Origin of the sequence: Streptomyces sp. ISL-1, assembly GCF_018614585.1 — a bacterium.
GTDB lineage: Bacteria > Actinomycetota > Actinomycetes > Streptomycetales > Streptomycetaceae > Streptomyces > Streptomyces maoxianensis.
In genome coordinates, this window is record NZ_JAGGOI010000012.1 from 102,866 (window position 1) to 121,702 (window position 18,837).

The window sequence follows — 18,837 nt, forward strand, 5'->3', positions numbered from 1 at the left end:
ACCCGCACCCCACGCCACCGGGCAACCCCCGGGCCCGCACCGCGGACCGCCCGCATCCCGCGGCCGACCTCAGCCCCCGGGCCCGCACCCCACGCGACCCGCACCGCACAGCACCGGGCAACCCCCGGGCCCGCAAGCCGCGCCGCGGACCCCCGACCCTACGCGCGAGCAACCATCGCTTCGATGCCTGCCACCAGCAGCTCCAGCGCAAAGCCGAAGTCCCGCTCCCGCATGTCCTCCACCGTGTCCCCGCCCCGTGCCTCCATCAGTTCCGACGCGTTCGCGAAGCTCTCCCTGAACTCCGGCTGCTCGCTGATCGTCCCCATCGCCTGACGGAAGTACTCGTCCTGGCTCATCCCCGCCGTCGCGCACCGCTGGATGAAGTGCCCCTCGATCGTTCCGAACCCGTACACGAACTGGAAGACCGCCGACAGCCCGCCCATCTGCCCGTGCGGCGGCAGCCCGGTGTTCCGCATCACCTGCTGCACCGCCAGCGAGAACGCCATCGAGTGCGGCCCGATGTTCAGGAACGTACCGATCAGCGCCGACACCCACGGGTGGCGCACCAGCAACGCCCGGTAGCCCGTGGCCAGTTCGCGCAACTGGTCGCGCCAGTCCGTCTCGGTGCTCAGGTCCGGCAGCGGGAGGGTTCCGAAGACCGCGTCGAGGGCGAGCTCCAGCAGGTCGTCCTTGGTGTCGACGTACCAGTAGACGGACATCGCGGTGACGTTCAACTCCGCGGCCAGGCGGCGCATCGAGAACTTGGCCGCGCCCTCCGAGTCCAGCAGCCGGACCGTCGCCTCGATGATCTTGTCGCGGTCCAGACCGGCCGGCTGCCCCGACTTACGGCCCCGGCCCCGGTCCCGATCGCGGCCCGACTTGACGTCCAGCCACACACTCGTCCGCGCGGGACCCTTCGCGCGGTCGGCCGCACTCACCATCGCGCACCCTCCTCGATTGGCCCCCGCCCCGATGCTATGCCGCTGTCCTGGGTGATTCTGCCCGGTCCGCCCGCCGCAGCAGCATCGCGGCCAGCAGGCCACCGGCCAGCACCGCCACCGCCCCGACCAGCTGACTCGCCTCGAGGCCGGAGGCGAAGGCGTCCGAGATCCGCTCCCGCTCACCGGCGTCGCCCGCGGCCGCCAGCGCCGCGGGGAGCGAGGCCGCGCCCGCCGCCGTCGGCAGGAGCGCGGCGAAGCGGGAGTTCAGCACGGCGCCGAGGACGGCCACGCCCAGCCCGTTGCCGAACTCGGCGAGCGTGCCGTTGATGCCCGCGCCCACCCCCGCCTTCGCAGGCGGAATCGCGCTCATGATCGCGACTGCCATCGCCGGCATCGAGAGCGCGACACCCGCGCCCATCACGACAAGACCGAGCAGCATGCCGGCGTACGCATCGCCGCCGAGCAGCGCGATCGTGGCAAGGCCCGTCGCCACCAGCGCCATTCCGGTGGCGATCGTCCCCGGCGTGCCGAGCTTCGGCAGCAGTCGCGCGCCCACGCCGGTCAGGTTCAGGGCGATGACGGTCAGCGCGAGGGGCGCCGTCCGCAGCCCCGCGTCCAGCGGCCCGTACCCGAGGACGAATTGAAGGTGCTGGGTGAGCAGGAAGAGCGAGCCGCCCATGCCGAAGGCGACGAGGATCGCGCCCGCGACCGCCCCGATGAAGCGCTGGTTGCGGAAGAATTGCATGTCCAGCATGGGGTACGGGATACGCAACTCCCAGAGCACGAAGACCCCGAGGACCAGGACGCCGGCCGCCGCCGCGACCAGGACCTGCGTGGAGGTCCAGCCGTGCTCGGGCCCGGAGATGATCGCGTACACGACCGCGGTCATGCCGATCGTGGAGAGCAGCGCGCCGAGCAGGTCCGGGCGGTCGCCCTGCGGGTTCTTGGACTCCGGTACGAGCGCGACGACCGCGAACAGGCCGATCGCCGCCACCGGGATATTGATCAGGAAGATCGCGCCCCACCAGAAGTGGTCGAGCATGACCCCGCCGATCAGCGGACCGGCCGCGAAGCCGAGGGAGTTGACGGTGGACCAGAGGCCGATGGCCCTGACCCGTTCGGCGTCGTCGAAGATCTGCACGACGACCGCGAGGGTCGTGGTCATCAGCAGCGCGCCGCCGACGCCCATGCCCGCGCGGGCGGCGATCAGCTGGGTCGTGGACTGGGCGAGCCCGGCGGCGAGCGAGCCGGCGCCGAACAGCGCGAGACCGACGATCAGCATCTTCTTGCGGCCGTAGCGGTCGGAGGCGTTGCCCGCGGTCAGCAGCAGTCCCGACTGGACCAGCGAATACGCGTTGATCATCCACTGGATGTCGGCGGTGGATGCATCGAGTTCGTTGGTGAGGGAGGGGATCGCGACGCTGAGGACGGTGTTGTCGAGCAGCACGGTGAGCTGGGCGAGACAGATCACGCCGAGGATCAGCCAGCGCTGCGGATGGCCCGAGGAGCCCGTCCCGAACGGGTTGGTCTCGGCGGTCGTCGCCGTCATGCACGCTCCTTGTACGGTGTACGAGACTTGGTCTCGTACACCGTACAAGGGGTCCTCGTACGCCGTATAGGACTATTTTTCGTCGGTCAGGTCGTAGAGGGTCGTGCCGTCAACGGTGACCTTGGTGAAGGTGGACTCGACCCAGGAGGTGATCCCGGAGCCGGAGTTGCCGCCCGGCCCGCCGCCCTGACCACCACTCGCGATGAAATAGTGGATCTTCCCGTCCGCGGCGTACTGCTTGAACTCCGCGAGGGTCGGCGACGGGTCACTGCCGTTGAAGCCGCCGATCGCCATCACCGGCTTCTCGGTGGCGAGCTGGTAACTGGCCGCGTTCTGGGAGCCGATGGCCGCTGCTGCCCAGGTGTAGTCGTCGGCATTCTGCTTGAGCGTGGCCTTCACCTTGGCGTTGACGTTCGCGCCGTTGAGGAGACCGCCCATGCCGCCGCCCATGCCGCGCTCGCCCGTCTGGAGGCCACCCGGGAGCCCGCCGGGCAGCTGGCCCTGGCCCTGGCCCTGGCTCTGGCGGCCGCCGGTCGGGGGCTGGCCCATGCCACCGCCGGGACCGCCCTGTTGGTTCTGGCCCTGACCCTGGCCGGGCAGCTGCATCCGGCCGCCGAGCCCGTCGTCACCACCGCCCGGGCCACCACCGCCCGGGCCGCCACCGCCCGGACCACCGCGGCCTCCCGCCACCGCCGGACCCGCCGTCACGATCGAGCCCGCGTGCCCCTCGCTCACCGTCGTCAGGGAGTACGCGACCGGCCCCGCCAGCGACGCCGCGAGCCCCAACGCCGCGGCGCCGAGCACCAGTCGACGGCCGAGCCGCCCCGCAAGCACCAGCCCGGCCGCGGCCGCCAGACCAGCGATCAGCACCGTCCACCGCAGCCACGGCAGATAGTCCGTGCTCCGGCCAAGGAGGACATACGACCAGTACGCCGTCACCGCGACCGTGCCGCCGAGCGCCGCCGACGCCAGGACCGAACGCCGCTCCTCCCACAGCACCGTGGCACCCATGCCGACGAGCGCGGCGATGTACGGCGCCAGCGCCACCGTGTAGTACTCGTGGAAGATCCCGGCCATGAAGCTGAAGATCCCCGCGGTCATCAGCAGCGAGCTGCCCCAGACCAGGAACGCCGCCCGCGCACTGTCGTTCCGGTTGGCGCGCCGGGTGACGAGCAGTCCGGCGACGAGCAGCAGCAGTGCGGCAGGCAGCAGCCAGGAGATCTGGCCGCCGATGTTCCCGCTGAACATCCGGTCGATGCCGCTCTCGCCCCAGCCGCCACCGCCACGGGCCCCGCCACCGCCGCCTCCGACACTGCCGGTCTCATCGCCGTTGATCCGGCCGAGGCCGTTGTAGCCGAAGGTCAGCTCCAGGAAACTGTTGTTCTGCGAGCCGCCGACGTACGGACGCGAGGAGGCGGGCCACAGCTCGACGATCGCCACCCACCAGCCGCCCGCGACGACCATCGCAAGCCCTGCGAGGGCGAGTTGGCCGAGCCGCCGCCGCAGCGTCGTCGGTGCGCACACCGCGTACATCAGCGTCAGCGGCGGCAGGATCAAGAACGCCTGGAGCGTCTTCGTCAGGAACGCGAAGCCGACCGCGACACCCGCCCAGACCAGCCACTTCGTCCGCGCGCCTTCGAGGGCTCGCAGCACGCAGTACACCGTCACCGTCATCAGCAGCGCGAGCAGCGCGTCCGGGTTGTTGAAGCGGAACATCAGCGCGGCGACGGGCGTCACCGCGAGCACCGCGCCCGCGATCAGCCCGGCGGCGGGCGTGAAGCGCCGGCGTACGGCCCCGTACAGCACGCCCACCGTGGCGAGACCCATCAGCACCTCGGGCAGCAGGATCTGCCAGGAGCCGAGCCCGAAGAGCCGTACGGACAGGGCCATCGGCCACAGCGCGGCCGGGGGCTTGTCGACGGTGATGGAGTTCGCGGCGTCGGACGAGCCGAAGAAGAAGGCCTTCCAGCTCTCGCTGCCGGCCTGGGCCGCCGCGGAGTAGAAGGAGTTGGCGTAGCCGGACGCGCTCAGGTTGCAGAGGTAGAGGAGCGCGGTGGCGACAAGGAGAGCGAGGAAGGCGGGGCGCACCCAGCGGGCGTCCTCGTCCCGGCCGCGCCACCAGCGCGCGAACGGCGAGGCGGAGCGCCCTCGTCCGTGCCCCCCGAGCGGCTCCGCCCGCACGGTCGGGGCCACAGTGACGGCGTCCACGCCGGCAGCGCCGCCCGGCTGCATCCCCTGGTATCGGTCGTGTTGCGTGGTCATCGTCGATTCCTCGTCATCGTGATCGTTGCGTCGTCGAGAGGCATGGCGTGCGGCGGCGCGGTCGTGTCCCCGCGAGGTGCAGCGAGTGCGCCCGGCGCATCCGGCACAGGCACGTCACCGAGCCGGTCGGGGAAGACCCACGTCCGCAAGAGCAGGAACCGCAGCACGGTCGCCGCCAGGTTGGCGGCGATCAGAACCGCAAGTTCCGTGCCGTGGGACGGGTTTCCGGCGGCCGCGTCCAGGGCCGCCAGCGAGCCGCTGGTCAGGGCGAGACCGATGCCGAACACGACCAGGCCCTGGGCCTGATGGCGTACGGCGCGGTCCCGGCCGCGCACCCCGAAGGTGAGCCGCCGGTTCGCCGCCGTGTTCGCGACGGCGGACAGCAACAGCGCTCCCGCGTTGGCGACTTGAGGCCCGGCCCCCGCCCGGAAGACCGAGTACAACAGCAGGTACAGCAGGGTCGAGAGCGCGCCGACCACACAGAAGCCGACCAGCTGCCGGGCAAGTCCGCCCGGCACTCCGGTCAGCTGCCGGTCGCGCGGATCGTCCCCGAAGGGCCGCGCCAGCCGGTCCAGCGGCAACGCGCCGACCGCCAGCGCCCGCCCCACCCGCCACACCCCCTTGAGGTCCTCGGCCGCCGTGCTCACGATGTGCACCGTCGAGTCCGGGTCGTCGACCCAGTCCACCGGCACCTCGTGGATACGCAGCCCGGCGCGCTCGGCCAGCACCAGCAGCTCGGTGTCGAAGAACCATCCGGTGTCCTCGACCATCGGCAGCAGCCGCTCGGCGACCTCCCGCCGTATCGCCTTGAATCCGCACTGCGCGTCGGAGAACCGCGCCGCCAGCGACGACTTGAGAATCAGGTTGTAGGCGCGCGAGATGAACTCCCGCTTCGGGCCGCGCACCACCCGCGAGGAGCGCGCGAGCCGGGACCCGATCGCGAGATCCGAGTGCCCTGAGATCAGCGGCGCGACCAGCGGCAGCAGGGCGTTGAGGTCGGTGGACAGATCCACGTCCATATAGGCGAGGACGGGCGCGTCGGAGTGCGACCACACGGTGCGCAGCGCACTGCCCCGGCCCTTCCGCTCCAGCCGGTAGGCCCGTACCTCGGCGATCGAGCGTTCGAGCCGGGCAGCCACCTCGGGCGTGCTGTCGGTGCTCGCGTTGTCCGCGACGGTGATCCGGAAGCGGTACGGGAAGGTCCGTGCGAGGTGGTCGTGCAGCCGGCGCACACACCGCTCGAGGTCGTCCTCCTCGTTGAAGACCGGGATCACCACGTCGAGTACGGGCAGGTCGGCCGAGTCGGCGAGCAGATGCTCCCGGGCCGGCAGAGTCCCCCATGGGGTGTCGGTTCGCATGGAACGACACTCGGCGGGCGCCCTGTCACAGCTGTGTGATGTGCCTGTGCCGCGTCTGTGAGTCGTATGCGGCAGCCAGGGCCGGAAGGTCGGCTGGCAGGTGTACGCCGACAACCGTGCGCCCGGGCTCGGACCGCACGCCCACCGTGCCGCGGTGCGCGGCCACCACCGCCTGCACGATCGCAAGGCCCAGGCCGGTGGACCCGGCGTGCCGGGACCTTGAGGCGTCGCCGCGCGCGAACCGTTCGAAGACGTGCGGGAGCAGCTGGGGCGGGATGCCGGGCCCGTCGTCCTCCACCTCCAGCACGACCGTCTGGCCCGCCCCGGGGATCTCGGCGCACCGAACCCGGGCGGTGACGGTCGTGCCGGGCGGTGTGTGGGTACGGGCGTTCCCCAGCAGATTGACCAGTACCTGATGGAGCCGGGCGCCGTCGCCCCGTACCGTCGCGGGCTCGACCGGCAGCTCGAGCAGCCACTTGTGGTCCTGGCCCGCAGCCCGTGCGTCGCTGACCGCGTCCACGACCAGCGGTGAGAGATCGGTGCTCTCCTGCGAGAGCGGACGTCCGGCGTCGAGACGTGCGAGCAGCAGCAGATCCTCCACCAGGCCCGTCATCCGGGTCGCCTCGGCCTCGATCCGCCCCAGCGCATGCCGGGTGTCCGTGCCGACGGGCTCCCCGCCGCGCCGGGTGAGTTCGGCGTAGCCGCGTATCGAAGCCAGCGGTGTACGCAGCTCATGACTGGCGTCCGCGACGAACTGCCGTACCCGCGTCTCGCTCTCCTGCCGCGCGTGCAGCGCGGAGTGCACATGGTCGAGCATCCGGTTGAGCGCCCCGCCGACCTGCCCGACCTCGGTCCGCGGATCGGCCTCGGCGTCCGGGACCCGCTCGTGCAGGGACACCTCGCCGCTGTGCAGCGGCAGTTCGGAGACGCGCGTCGCGGTCGCGGCGACCCGCCGCAGCGGCCGCAGCGCAACCCCGACCAGGACCGTGCCCGCGATCCCGGCGGCGATGAGACCGGCGCCCGCGACGCATACCTCGACGACGATCAGCGTGCTCAGGGCGTCCTCGACCTCGCCCGACGGGATCCCCACGAGAACGTCGAGCCCGGCCTCGGTGCTGACGGACACCGCCCGGTAGCCGCCCAGGCCCGGCAGCTCGACGCTGTGCACCTTCCTGTCCCGTGCCACCGCGGCGAGCTTGTCGTTCTGCGCCTCGGTGAGCGGCACTGAGCTGTCCCGGCGCTGCCCGCCCGTGGTGTTCTCGACGGTCCTCCTGGACTCGGTCACCTCACCGCTGTCGGCGACCACGGCGCCGACGGTGCCGAAGGGCTGACCGCCACCGCCGAGGAACTCCAGCGGCTGGTCCATCCGTTCGAGGCCGCCCAGTCCCGGCAGTCCCCTGGGCGGATCGGCCCGTACCGCGATGCCGCGCAGTTGGTCGTCGAGCTTCCCGTACATATAGCTGTCGAACGCGATCGTCGTGACCGCGCCGATCACCGCCGCCACCACCGCGATCAGCATCACCGCGCAGAGGACGAGCCGGGTCCGCAGCGACCAGCGGCGGGTTCTACTCACCGGCCTTGATCAGATAACCGGCCCCACGCCGCGTGTGGATCATCGGCGTGCGCCCCGCGTCGATCTTCTTCCGCAGATACGAGACATACAGCTCGACGACGTTGGCCTGCCCGCCGAAGTCGTACGACCACACCCGGTCCAGGATCTGCGCCTTGCTGAGCACCCGCCGCGGATTGCGCATCAAAAAGCGCAGCAGCTCGAACTCGGTCGCCGTCAGATGGATCGACTCCCCGCTCCGGCTCACCTCGTGGCTGTCCTCGTCGAGCGTCAAGTCCCCGACCGTCAGCAGGGATTCGCTGCGTGCGGTCGCCGTCCCCGACCGCCGGATCAGCCCGCGCAGCCTGGCCACGACCTCCTCCAGCGAGAAGGGCTTGGTGACATAGTCGTCGCCGCCCGCCGTCAGCCCGGCGATCCGGTCCTCGACCGCGTCCCTGGCGGTCAGGAACAGCACCGGCACCTGGGGCAGTTCGCGCCGCAGCCGCCCCAGCACCGCGAGCCCGTCCATGTCGGGCAGCATCACATCGAGCACCACCGCGTCCGGCCGGAAGTCGCGCGCCGAGCGCACCGCGCCCGCGCCGTCCCCGGCGCTGCGCACCGTCCAGCCCTCGTAGCGCAGGGCCATCGACAGCAGTTCGCTCAGCGCCGCCTCGTCGTCCACGACGAGCACCCGGACGGGGCTGCCGTCCGGCCTGAGCATTTCGGTACGCCCCTGGGGCGAGGTCGTGGTCATGCTCGTCACCCTGCGACCCGGCCGTGAGAGGGCCCTTGCCCTTCCCTGTGAATTCCCTGAGAAACCCCTAGGAGCAGGAGGGGGTGGGAGCGGCGGGCAGGTCGAAGAGCCGCGCTCCGTTGTCGTGGCAGACTGCCCGCAGCCAGTCGTCCCCGAGTCCGAGCCGTTCGAGCACCTGAAGCTGATGGGCGTACGGATACGGGATGTTGGGGAAATCGGTCCCGAGCAGGATCCGGTCCGTCAGCTCCAGCAGCCGTGCCTTCTCCCTCTCGGGGAAGGGCGCGAAGCGTTCGCTGAAGTCCGTGAAGGCCATCGTCGTGTCGAGGTGGACCTGCCCGTACCGCTCCGCGAGATCCAGGAAGTCGGCGTACTCCGGCATCCCCATGTGCGCCACGACCAGCCGCAGCCGCGGATGCCGCGCGAGCAGTCGCCCCACCGGCTCGGGGCCTGTGTGCTTGCCGGGAACCGGCCCGGACCCGCAGTGCATCACCACCGGGACCCCGGCGTCGGCGAGCAGCCCCCAGACGGGATCGAGGAGCGCGTCATTGGGGTCGTACGCCCCGACCTGGAGGTGCGCCTTGAATATCCGGGCCCCGCTCTCGACGGCTTCGCGCACGTACCGCGCTACTCCCTCCTCGGGGAAGAGGGTCGCGGTCTGCAGGCAGTCGGGTGTGCGCCGGGCGAAGTCCGCGGCCCAGCCGCACAGCCACTCGGCCATGCCCGCCTTGTGCGGGTAGAGCATGGCGGTGAAGGCGCGGACCCCGAAGTCGCGCAGCAGCGCGACCCGTTGCTCCTCCTCGTGCCGGTAGTTGATCGGCCACTCCATGCCGGTCAGCGGACCCACCGCGTCGAAGTAGGCCCACACCTTCTTCAGGACCTGCTCCGGCATGAAGTGGGTGTGTACGTCGACGAGCCCGGGCAGTCCGAGCCGCGTCCAGAACGCCCTCACGTCCGCAGCCTCGCCCGCGGCCTCGTTCCCCTCACTCACGCTCAAAGCCATTACTCCGCTCGATCCGGGTGAACGCCTCAGTGCAGTAGGGCGGTTCCTGTGCCGTGACAGGCCTGCTGCGTTCGATGCTCATGGCACCTACCTTCCGTGTCCGGTCAGGGAGGTGTCCACCCCCATTTCCGTAAGGGATCCAAACGGGATCCAACACGTGACCATCCCGCTCAGAAGAGTCCGTCCTGCACCGAGCCGGGCGCCGAGCCCATGTCGGCCAGCGGCACCGTGACCTCCGCCCCCGGGTCGGACCCGACGAGCGCCCACCCTGTCATCAGCCGGGTATCGAGTACGACGAGCCCGTCCCCCGCGGTCCGCAGATGCAGATCGGGCCCGGCTGCCGCCACCAGCCGCCCGGCGACCACCCCGCCGTCCACCAGCTCGCGGACCACCCCGGTCGCGGCCGGCAGCCCGGCAAGCCCGAACACCCCGGCATGGTCGACCGCCTCGAAACCGATGCGCTCCAGCGACTCGGCCCACCCGGCAAGCCCGACCGCACGCCGGTGCAGCTCCTCGACCTCCGCGGCCCGCTCGGCCGCCTTTGGCAGCGCGGCCCGGACCGCCCGTTTGTCCGCGTACAAAATCCGGTCCGGCACCCCCAGCGCACTGCGCAGCAGCTCCTCGGTCCGCCGCGCCGCCATCAGCGGCCCGCGCCCGAGCCAGCTGAAGACCACAGCGCCCTGCTCAAGCAGCCGCGCGGGCCCGCGCTCCTCCGCGGTGATCCCGACCTTGACCATCCCCGGCCCGAACCAGGCCAGATACACGCGGTACGCCCGCGGGTCGTCGGCCATGGTGTCGGCGGCCACCGAGTGCGCCCGGTCCAGCCGCGCGCACTCCGCACACCGCGCCTGCGTCGCCCGCCCGCTCACGACGGCCGCCGGCGGACAGGGATTCCCGCGCGCCCCGACACACCGTCGCTGCCCCTCCGCCCGGAACCCCAGATCTTTCCCGGGGGCCAGTGGACTGACCCGCCCGCCTTCCCACGCGAGTACGGCCGTCCGCGCCCCGCGCGGCCAGCTGAGCCCGGCGCACCGCCACGCCATACACACCTCCGCCCGACTACGCCGGACGCTACCCGAGCCCTCGGCACAGGCACTCGACGAGGCGAGCCGCGATGGTCCCGTCGGGGTCGAGGCGGGGATTGAAGATCGTCACATCGAGGCCGACGGCGCGCTCGTCACCCAGCGCCGTCCGCAGCACGCTCTCCAGCTCGGCCCAGCTCAGCCCACCGGGCAGGCGATAGTCGACAGCCGGCATGAGCGCGTCGTCCAGCACGTCGACGTCGAGGTGCACCCAGTACTCGCCGAGCCGCCCGACGGCCTGCCGCGCCGCCGCGGCTGCCCCCAACGCACGCACCCCGTCGAGGTCGACGGCATGCAGCCGCTGCGGCAGCGGCTGCATGCCGGCCGCCGCGGACTCCTCGGAGTCCCGGAACCCGAAGGCGACGACGTCCTCGTCCCGTACGAGTGGCCCGAGGCCCTCGATATCGGCCAACACCCGCGGCCCGCGCCCGGTCGCCAGGGCGAGCTCCATCGACGCCACTTCACCGGTCGGCTCCGCGGCCGGCTGGTAGAAGTCGGTATGACCGTCGAGGAACAGCAAGCCGTACCGCCCCCGCCGGCGCAGCGCGAGGAGATTGCCGAGCAGGATGCTGCAGTCCCCGCCGAGGACGACGGGGAAGAGGCCTCGATCGATGACCCCGCCAACGGCGTCCGCCAGCCGTACGGAGTAATCCGCGATGCCACCCGGATTGAGCACCCCGGACTCCGGGTCCCGCGCCGGGTCGTACGCCGGCGCCTCAACCCGCCCCGCCCGTACAGCCCCAAGCCGATCCCCGAGCCCGGCCCCGAGGAGAGCCGCGGCCAGCCCCTCGACCCCGGACGGCCGCAGCCCGAGGACGGACGGCGCTTCGATGATCGCCGGCTCTCGCACCCCGAACCCCTTCGTCGGACGCACGCTCAGGTCGCTGTCGATGATGGGCGGTCAACGCGCGGCGCGCGACCGGGACGCAGGACGGGGTTGAGGGGGCTCGACAGGCTCGACAGGGGTTACGGACAACGCGAGAGGCCCCCGGATTTCTCCGGGGGCCTCTCAGCTGTGTGCACTCGGCAGGATTCGAACCTGCGACCTTCTGATCCGTAGCTCTAGCCGGATCGGTCAGCGACGGCCATTCCCCGCTGCACGGCCCTGGAGGAGCGCTGCCGGACGGGGACGGTTGCTGCGGTTGCGGTACTTCGCTGCTGTAGAACAGGATCCCGGCGGGGGTGACTATGGAACGGCATCTGTTGGTGCGGCTGCTGGCCGGTGGCGACGAGGCATCCGTGGCAGCCCTGGCTGCCCTCCGTGGCGGCGCTACCTATGTTGTGTGGGATGGGACTTGGCCCGCCGAGTTTCATGCCCGGACTTATGCGCGCCGACTTCGGCACACGCGGCGGAAGGGCATCGAGACTTTGGGACTGGAACGAGCGGTGCAACTCCTCGGCCAGCATGACCAGCCGGTGCGCCTTGGACAGGTCACAGCTGCCGATAGGGCATGGATCTTCATGCTCTTCCTCACCGAAGACGGCGGCGCGCTGGTGGCCTGCACTGGCGTACGGCGGGCGGGCGGGTAATCACCGCTATCTGGCACGGTTGTGGCACGAGCCTCAGCCGACGACAGTCAGCCACGATGGCGGGTGCGTCGACCGATCAGGCGCGCGTGTGTCTCGCTGTACCCCCACCGGCCTCCGCCACGCTACCGGCTTGTGTCGTCGGCCGGACGCCACGGCTGTCCCGTGACGGGAGTGCCAGAGCGCCGTGCCTCGGAGCTCTCAGCTTGGGAATCTGCGATCATTCGCGGCCAGTTCAGGCGCTTACCTGGGCGAACGGTGACGTGCGCGGTTAAAGATCAAACTGAGGCGGTGGGGAGGGGCTGTTCGGTCCAGATGGACTTGCCGGTGCGGGTGTGGCGGGTGCCCCAGCGCTGGCAGAGTGCGGAGACGAGCTGGAGGCCGCGGCCGCCCTCGTCGGTGGCGGAGGTGTGGCGGATGTGCGGCGTGGTCAGGCTGGCGTCGGAGACCTCGCAGATCAGTGCGCGGCTGCGGAGCATGCGCAGCCGGATGGGGCCGCAGGCGTGCCGGATGACGTTCCCGACCAGCTCGCTGACCAGGAGTTCGGTGGTCATGATCAGGTCCTCATCAACCAGGTCCCAGTCGGCGAGCTGGGCGCGGACCAGGTCGCGGGCCTGGCCCGCCGCCACCGGGTCCTCCGGCAACGGCCACTCGGCGACGTTCTCCGCGTCCAGCGGGTGGGTGCGGGCCAGCAGCAGGGCGGCGTCGTCCATCAGCGCGCCGTGGGCGGGGAGAAGAGCGGAGGTGAGGGTGGCGCAGAGGGCGTCCAGGTCGGATGCGTCCGCCGGTGAGGTCGGCATGGCGTTCACGGACTGAAAGAGGAGCTCGGCGAGGTGGCTCATGCCGGTGGTGACATCCCTGTCCTTGCTCTCGACCAGGCCGTCGCTGTAGAGGGCGAGCAGGCTACCGGCGGGCAGTAGGGTCTCGAGGGTTTCGAAGGGGGGAGCGGCCACCCCCAGTGGCGGGTCCGGAGCCATGGACAGGAAGGTGACGGTGCCGTCGGGGTGGGCCACCGCAGGGGGCGGCTGACCGGCGCTGGCGTACGACAGACGCCGGCTCACCGGGTCGTAGATGCCGTACAGGCAGGTTGCGAAGGCATCGTTGCCCAGCTCGCCGACAATGTCGTTGAGGTGGCCGAGGATTTCGTCGGGCGGCAGCTCCAGCTCCGAGAGGGTGCGGACGGCCGTGCGGAGCCTGCCCATGGTGGCGGCCTCGGCCATGCCGTGGCCCATGACGTCGCCGATCACGAGCGCTACCCGGGCCGCGGAGAGCGGGATCACGTCGTACCAGTCGCCGCCGACGTCGGCTCCCTGCTGGGCCGGCTGGTAGCGCGCCGCCGTCGTCACCTCGGGCAGATCGGGCAGTGCCTGCGGCAGCAGGCTGCGCTGGAGGGTACGGGCCCGCGTCGTCGCCTCGTCGTAGAGCCCGGCCCGCTCCAGGGCCTGCGCGATCAGTCCGCTGAGCGCGGTCAGCAGCGTTCGTTCGTCATCGTCCAGCACCCGCGGTCGGCCGAAGCAGATCACCGCCGCGCCGATCCCGCGCCCCGATACCGCCAGCGGCAGAAAGGCCCACGCCTGCTTGCCGCCCTCCCGGATCAGGATCTCGGTCCCCGGGTAACGCTTCAGGATCTCCTCCGGGGAGGATATGTAGAGGGGGGTGCGGGTGCGCAGGGCGTCCGCCACTGGGTTCGTGGTGTCCGTCACTGTCCACTGCCCGTCCAGCAGTCGGGTGAAGCGCTCCGAATATCCCCGGGAGCCGACCACTGTCAGCCGGTCGCCGACCACGCCGAGCATGATGAGTCCGGTGGCCCCGAGGGGTGTCATCACGCCGTCGGCCACCGCCGCCATCACATCCTGGGCCGTGACAGCCTCGGCCAGCTCCCGTGTAATCCGCTGCACCAGGGCTGCCCGCTCCGCGGCCGCCCGCTCCGCGGCGGCCCGCTCGACCTCCCGCAGATGCCGCTCGGTGGTGTCGGTTATGTAGAGCGTGAGGCCTTCTGGCACCGGCAGCAGCCGCAGGTGGTACCAGGACGTCCCGTCCGGCCACGGTACGTCGAATCCGGCCGGCTGGCCCTCGGCCGCCGTGGCCCGGCACCGTTGCTCCAGCCCCGGTATGGCACGTACCGCTGGAATGTTCCAGAGCAGGGCTCCGGCCACTTCTCCCGCGGCACCGAAGAGCCGCTCGGCGGCCTGATTGAGAAATCCGATGCGCCAGTCCGTGTCCAGGGAGACGAAGCCGTCGCTCATGTGCCGCAGCGCCCGCCCCACCGACTCGGCGGCGGCGTGCGTTTCGCTGCTGTCCCGCAGGGTGCCGATCACCTTCACCGGTGCGCCCTCTTCGTCCGTGATCGTCCGGGCACGGGCCTCGATCCAGAGGTATGTGCCGTCCTGGCGCCGGATCCGGTACTCGTTCTGGAAGCCGCCGCGGAGGTGGATGCCCGTGTCGAAGCCGGCTACCGCCCGCGGCAGGTCGTCCGGGTGGATCAGCGCTGCCCACGCCTCGATGCCGCCGGTCATCACCTCCGGGGCGATGCCGGCCAGCACCTCTTCGACGGGCCGGTCGGAGGTCAGCTCACCGGTGCACAGATCCCAGGTGTACGTGATGGAGGGCGCCACTTCCGCGTTCCACGGGGCGGCCTCCTCCCGCGGTCCTGGCCCGTTCTCCAGGGCGCGCAGCAGGGTGGGGGACGGATTGAGGATCCCGGACGACTTGAGCCTCCCGGACATCCAGGCCGCCACCTCGTTCAGAAACGCGCGCTCCGCTGGGCCGGGCTCGGCGCCCGGGGAGAAGAGAACGGAGAGCGCACCGCGTCGCCGGCCACCGCCCGGAATGGGGACGGCCAGGTGACCGATGCCGGCGGGGAGTCGGGAAGGCCACAGGGCGGCGGGGTCCCGGCCTGGCACCGGGTCAGGCGGGGCCAGGTCGGGCTGCCAGGTGATGGTGTCGTTGCGGGCGGCCCTGCTGGGCGGCGCCGTGCCCCGTACCGGGATGATCAGCCAGGGCCGGGTCATCGACTCCGGCAGGCCACTGTCGGCGACCATGTAGAGGATGCCGCTCATGCCGCCGCCCGGGAGATGCACCATGCCGCCCAGGCCGTGCACCTCGGCCACCGCCTGTTGGAGCGCGGTCAGCAGCACTTCGACATCGCGCCCGTCCTCGTCCACGGCGTCGAGCAACCGCATCCGCATGCGGTGTCGCTCCAAGGGCCGTACGGTCTGTATGGTCCGCAGGCCCTGCGGTTGGTGCAGCGGATGGGGGACGTGGGGTATGGACGGGCCGGTGTTGTCCGCTTCGCCGCCTCTGGTATTCACCACTGCCGACTGTCGCCTCCGCTCACCGCTTGGGTACCCGCTGGGCCGCATGTGATCGGATGTGGACCTGCAGCGATCTACATCCGCCCATTTCATACTAATCGGAATAACTTAGGCGATTTCATCCGTCATGGGGAGCCTTTCGTATCCGATCAACCGTATGCGGCGTTAGCTCACCCTTCGTTACCGCTGAGGCCTTATCCCCTGGCTTGGCGCGGCGGCGTTACCGGCAGTTCGTCAAACCCGGCAGTAGAGATCAAGGCCGTGTCCCGTAGTGACCGCGTCGATCAGGGCTTGGAGCGGCACGCATGTGGCACGGCGCCTGAAACGGCGAAGGGCCAGCCTTGGGAGGGAAACCCTCCTGAGCTGGCCCTTTATTCTGTGCCCCCGGCAGGATTCGAACCTGCGACACCCGCTTTAGGAGTTCGATCGGACTGTCTCCATGGCCTCAACTGCCAATGCGGCTGCCTCGAACCGTGCGGTCCTGCCGGTGTCCGCTGCCGTTGATGTCAGCCGTGGATGTCACCACACCGGCGACTGCGTCACTTGCGACGCTTACGGGCCTTCGCCTTCTCCTCTGCCTCCTTGCGCTTCTTGATGGTGTATGTGGACCAGTCGCCGCGGTGGAGATTGCACCTTGATGCGTTCTCCATGGCAAGTCGCTGGCACCTCGTGCCCTTCTGCGTCAGCGCTCCACACCTGGACTGTGTACGAGCCACGATCCCCACCCCCCTGGCCTCGGCTGTCGTGCGGACTGGTCCGGGGACACCGGGCGTAAGCCGTCGGCGGAAGGGCGCACTGCTGCGCGAACCGGTGCACGCTGGGCCAAGAAGGTGGCTCGGCGGGCGCACGCTTTCCAACTGTCCGCATGACCGTACGGGGGCGTCCGTGGGGGTTCACGCGGCAGGTCAGACGCGGTCCGCGTGTTACCTCGACCGTGATCCACACGACCCGCGCTCCCGGAGGATCCGCGTCCAGGCTTCGCGCTGGTACGCAGCGGCTGGGCGTAGAGCAGGTGGCCGCGCTCCGCCCTGTGGGCCGTGGACGCCGAGCACACGTCGCCCGAGCTCGAGCTGACCCTCGCCCTCGCCCTGCTCCCCCTGGCCCTGCTCATCCCCGCCGCGCTCACGGTGATGGTCATGGCATGCGTACGGGCCTTCCGGGTCCGCAGCCGCATCCCCGTCTGAGACCGCGCCCTTGCCGGCCACCCGGCCGCGAGGCCTGGGCGTCACTTACGCCCAGTGCCTCACGGCCATGCTCACCCGTGCCCGGCTCCCGGAAGGATCTGTCTACGGCTCGAGCAACTCCGCCTGGAGCTGCGGGGCTACGATGGGGGAATCGCCCCCCTGAGACTGGGTGACCGAGACAGCGGTGAATCCGGTGTTCTGGGCGGCGGCGAGGTCGATCACGTCAGTGGCGTTCAGCTCAACAATCGTGGACACCTCCTGCGACATTGCTGCGGCCCCGCCATTAACCGTGGTGTCCTGAGCGTCAAAGGCGACGAGGACCCCGTTGACCCGGATGCGTAGGTTGCGAGTCCCCCCCGCAGTCGTGGTGTAGAGCCAGGCCAGCCTTGCCTTGAGGAGGTAGCGCCCGGGAGTGTTGACCACCAGGCTGTCGGACGCGTCATCGAACATCGCGTCCGTGTCGTAGGCAGCGCCATCGAAGAAGATCTTAGTAATGGCGTTGTTCGGGATGTCCTGGTTACTTGAGGCGAAGACACTTGCGCCGACATCAACGACGGGTGCGTCAGCTCCCGTCGCACCGGTCGCACCGGTCGCACCCGTCGCACCCGTCGCACCCGTCGCACCCGTCGCACCGGTCGCACCCGTCGGTCCGGTCGGGCCATCGGCACCATCCGCGCCGGTGGGGCCTGTCGGTCCGGTCGCGCCATCGGCACCATCCGCGCCGGTCGGACCCGTCGGTCCGGTCGCGCCATCGGCACCATCCGCGCCGGTCGGACCCGTCGGTCCGGTCGCACCCGTGGGTCCCGTCGGGCCGGTCGCGCCCTTCGGGCCCTTCTTGCAGTTGTCCTCGTCGGCGCGGTGCGACCCGTCTTTGCACTTGTCGTCTCCACCGCCCGGGCCGCTCGTCGCACTCACGCGTTCGTTCATGCTGGGAGCCGCGGCCGCGACCGGACTGACCACCCCGGCCGCCAGGACCAGCGCGAGCGAGACAATCGTGCCGCCGGCCCTCCACTTGGCTCGACGGGGCAGAGGTCCCAGCGGGGAACCTGTCCTGTTGTCAGGACTCATGTACGTGCTCCTCGTTCGATCGGTTGGGGACTCCTTGTCCGAACCCAAGGGCGAGCCTGACCCGTGGCAACCCGATCGATCGTCACGCCTGTTCGACACACGGCGATTATCAGCAAATCGGAGTAACCGGCATATCTGGATGAGGGCCTTCCATCCGCTGATTCGTACTCGGGAGCGCGCGGCAATTGGGGCAGGTTCAGAGCCGCCCGGCGCACGCATCCCAGCCAGCGCACGGGAGAGTTTCAAATCTGCGAGCGTCGGCCTCGAAAGCTACGGCGATTGCGCCGACGCCTGACACAAGGTCGGTGTAGCGGCTTTGGGCGGGAGCTGCCATGGGGCGAGAGATCATGGCCCCTTACGCTGGCCGCGAATCGGGCTGGCTCCTCGACTTCCCGCAATTGCCCGATCGGGGCCATGATCTTGGAGGCTCGCCCCATGGTGGCTGCGTAAAGCCGTGGAACCGACCGCCCCAGCCCCCGCCGTTCTCTGAGGGTTGGCGTCCGCGCTCGGTGCGCCGCCGCCCGGCCGTGGGCAGCCGGGCGAAGACAGAGGCAAGCCCGCGGCCGGGGGCCGCGGCGCGCGCCGCGCTTGCGCGGCGCCTTGAACCCGTAGAGAAGGTTTCTACTCAGTCAGTTCGAGCAGTACCGGGCACGAGTCGACTCGTGAAGCCTTGGGAGCACAGACGCTCGTATGCTGCGATAACGCCCTCTGGGACTTCCTGACTGATCATGAAACCTTGTTCGGGATAGATCAGGAGCCGCTGAGGGGCCCCGCTGCATGTCGATCACCAAGCGGGCGTCGCCGATCGAGTCGGCGTACTCGTTGAGGGTCATGGGCGCGGAAGCTCACGAACTCGACTGCTGGCCACAGCTTGCGGGCCGTGGCGTAGGCCCGACGCTCCTCGTACGGCTTGCTGACGAGCAGCCCGGACGACACCTCGACACCGCTCTCTTCCAGCAGCGAGCGTGAGAAGAGGATGTTCTCGCCGGTGTTGCGTGCGTGGGGCTCCACTAGGACGGCCGAAGCAGGAGCCCCCAGTTCGAGGGCGCGCTCCCGGTAATGCACGGCCTCGCCGCGGGGCATTCGCTCACGCGTGGTTCGGCTCGTGGCCCCCGTGAACACAATCAGGGGCATCATGCCGCGTCGGTACAGGTCGACCGTGGCGTCAGCGACTCCGAGGTCATGACTGCCCAGGCCGATGGCAACGGAGCACGGACGGGGATCGTGACCCATCAGCTGGTAGTCCCAG

The 18,837-nt window shown here is 70.5% G+C and carries 14 protein-coding genes and 1 pseudogene; 2 read left to right on the plus strand and 13 right to left on the minus strand.

Translation table 11 applies throughout. From position 1 onward, the window contains the following. Positions 1-158 precede the first annotated feature (158 nt). The 9 genes from J7E87_RS10850 to J7E87_RS10890 form a co-directional block, all read right to left on the minus strand. Positions 159-941, minus strand: a complete 783-nt coding sequence (locus J7E87_RS10850; RefSeq protein ID WP_215092493.1) for a TetR/AcrR family transcriptional regulator — start codon at positions 939-941, stop codon at positions 159-161. A gap of 34 nt (positions 942-975) precedes the next feature. Beyond that, positions 976-2,490 carry an MFS transporter gene (locus J7E87_RS10855; protein ID WP_215092496.1) on the minus strand — a complete coding sequence of 505 codons (1,515 nt, stop codon included), beginning with the start codon at positions 2,488-2,490 and terminating at the stop codon, positions 976-978. Positions 2,491-2,562: 72 nt separating this feature from the next. Beyond that, positions 2,563-4,752: a glycosyltransferase family 39 protein gene (locus J7E87_RS10860; protein ID WP_215092498.1), complete on the minus strand. Its 2,190-nt coding sequence runs from the start codon at positions 4,750-4,752 to the stop codon at positions 2,563-2,565. Then, positions 4,749-6,110, minus strand: a complete 1,362-nt coding sequence (locus J7E87_RS10865; RefSeq protein ID WP_251017240.1) for a bifunctional glycosyltransferase family 2/GtrA family protein — start codon at positions 6,108-6,110, stop codon at positions 4,749-4,751. The genes J7E87_RS10860 and J7E87_RS10865 overlap by 4 nt, the downstream gene beginning before the upstream one ends. A gap of 25 nt (positions 6,111-6,135) precedes the next feature. Beyond that, entirely contained in the window at positions 6,136-7,629 is a 1,494-nt protein-coding gene (locus J7E87_RS10870) for a cell wall metabolism sensor histidine kinase WalK (protein ID WP_215092558.1), read from the minus strand. A gap of 46 nt (positions 7,630-7,675) precedes the next feature. After that, entirely contained in the window at positions 7,676-8,413 is a 738-nt protein-coding gene (locus J7E87_RS10875; protein WP_285427318.1) for a response regulator transcription factor, read from the minus strand. A 67-nt stretch (positions 8,414-8,480) separates the two neighbouring features. Further along, positions 8,481-9,413, minus strand: coding sequence for an amidohydrolase family protein (locus J7E87_RS10880; protein ID WP_215092500.1), 933 nt, complete (start codon positions 9,411-9,413; stop codon positions 8,481-8,483). Positions 9,414-9,583: 170 nt separating this feature from the next. Then, positions 9,584-10,456 carry a DUF2797 domain-containing protein gene (locus J7E87_RS10885; RefSeq protein ID WP_215092502.1) on the minus strand — a complete coding sequence of 291 codons (873 nt, stop codon included), beginning with the start codon at positions 10,454-10,456 and terminating at the stop codon, positions 9,584-9,586. 28 nt (positions 10,457-10,484) lie between these two features. Beyond that, positions 10,485-11,345: an arginase family protein gene (locus J7E87_RS10890; RefSeq protein ID WP_215092504.1), complete on the minus strand. Its 861-nt coding sequence runs from the start codon at positions 11,343-11,345 to the stop codon at positions 10,485-10,487. Positions 11,346-11,683: 338 nt separating this feature from the next. Between J7E87_RS10890 and J7E87_RS10895 the strand changes: the two genes are divergently transcribed. Continuing rightward, complete coding sequence (locus J7E87_RS10895) at positions 11,684-12,025, plus strand: hypothetical protein (protein WP_215092506.1); 342 nt, start codon at positions 11,684-11,686, stop codon at positions 12,023-12,025. Positions 12,026-12,300: 275 nt separating this feature from the next. On the opposite strand, the gene J7E87_RS10900 is transcribed toward J7E87_RS10895, so the two are convergent. Next, positions 12,301-15,210 (minus strand): SpoIIE family protein phosphatase, encoded by a 2,910-nt coding sequence (locus J7E87_RS10900; protein ID WP_251017242.1) that lies wholly within the window; start codon positions 15,208-15,210, stop codon positions 12,301-12,303. Positions 15,211-15,875: 665 nt separating this feature from the next. After that, the gene (locus J7E87_RS36420) at positions 15,876-16,184 is read right to left on the minus strand and encodes an HGGxSTG domain-containing protein (protein WP_374195159.1); all 309 of its coding nucleotides are present in this window, start codon (positions 16,182-16,184) and stop codon (positions 15,876-15,878) included. A gap of 189 nt (positions 16,185-16,373) precedes the next feature. Between J7E87_RS36420 and J7E87_RS10905 the strand changes: the two genes are divergently transcribed. Next, positions 16,374-16,520: a hypothetical protein gene (locus tag J7E87_RS10905; protein WP_215092508.1), complete on the plus strand. Its 147-nt coding sequence runs from the start codon at positions 16,374-16,376 to the stop codon at positions 16,518-16,520. Between the two features lie 102 nt (positions 16,521-16,622). Here J7E87_RS10905 and J7E87_RS10910 read toward each other — a convergent pair whose 3' ends face one another. Continuing rightward, a complete protein-coding gene (locus J7E87_RS10910; protein ID WP_215092510.1) occupies positions 16,623-17,588 on the minus strand; it encodes a collagen-like protein in 966 nt (321 codons plus the stop codon). Positions 17,589-18,213: 625 nt separating this feature from the next. After that, positions 18,214-18,821: pseudogene (locus J7E87_RS10915) on the minus strand (YdcF family protein). Positions 18,822-18,837 lie beyond the last annotated feature (16 nt).

Excerpts from the sequence above, each read along its gene's own strand:
- J7E87_RS10850 (WP_215092493.1), bottom strand. The coding sequence starts at position 941 with ATGGTGAGTGCGGCCGACCGCGCGAAGGGTCCCGCGCGGACGAGTGTG.
- J7E87_RS10855 (WP_215092496.1), bottom strand. The coding sequence starts at position 2,490 with ATGACGGCGACGACCGCCGAGACCAACCCGTTCGGGACGGGCTCCTCG.
- J7E87_RS10880 (WP_215092500.1), bottom strand. The coding sequence starts at position 9,413 with ATGGCTTTGAGCGTGAGTGAGGGGAACGAGGCCGCGGGCGAGGCTGCG.
- J7E87_RS10870 (WP_215092558.1), bottom strand. The coding sequence starts at position 7,629 with ATGCTGATCGCGGTGGTGGCGGCGGTGATCGGCGCGGTCACGACGATC.
- J7E87_RS10865 (WP_251017240.1), bottom strand. The coding sequence starts at position 6,110 with ATGCGAACCGACACCCCATGGGGGACTCTGCCGGCCCGGGAGCATCTG.
- J7E87_RS10885 (WP_215092502.1), bottom strand. The coding sequence starts at position 10,456 with ATGGCGTGGCGGTGCGCCGGGCTCAGCTGGCCGCGCGGGGCGCGGACG.
- J7E87_RS10860 (WP_215092498.1), bottom strand. The coding sequence starts at position 4,752 with ATGACCACGCAACACGACCGATACCAGGGGATGCAGCCGGGCGGCGCT.
- J7E87_RS10895 (WP_215092506.1), top strand. The coding sequence starts at position 11,684 with ATGGAACGGCATCTGTTGGTGCGGCTGCTGGCCGGTGGCGACGAGGCA.
- J7E87_RS10910 (WP_215092510.1), bottom strand. The coding sequence starts at position 17,588 with ATGAGTCCTGACAACAGGACAGGTTCCCCGCTGGGACCTCTGCCCCGT.
- J7E87_RS10900 (WP_251017242.1), bottom strand. The coding sequence starts at position 15,210 with ATGCGGATGCGGTTGCTCGACGCCGTGGACGAGGACGGGCGCGATGTC.
- J7E87_RS10875 (WP_285427318.1), bottom strand. The coding sequence starts at position 8,413 with ATGACCACGACCTCGCCCCAGGGGCGTACCGAAATGCTCAGGCCGGAC.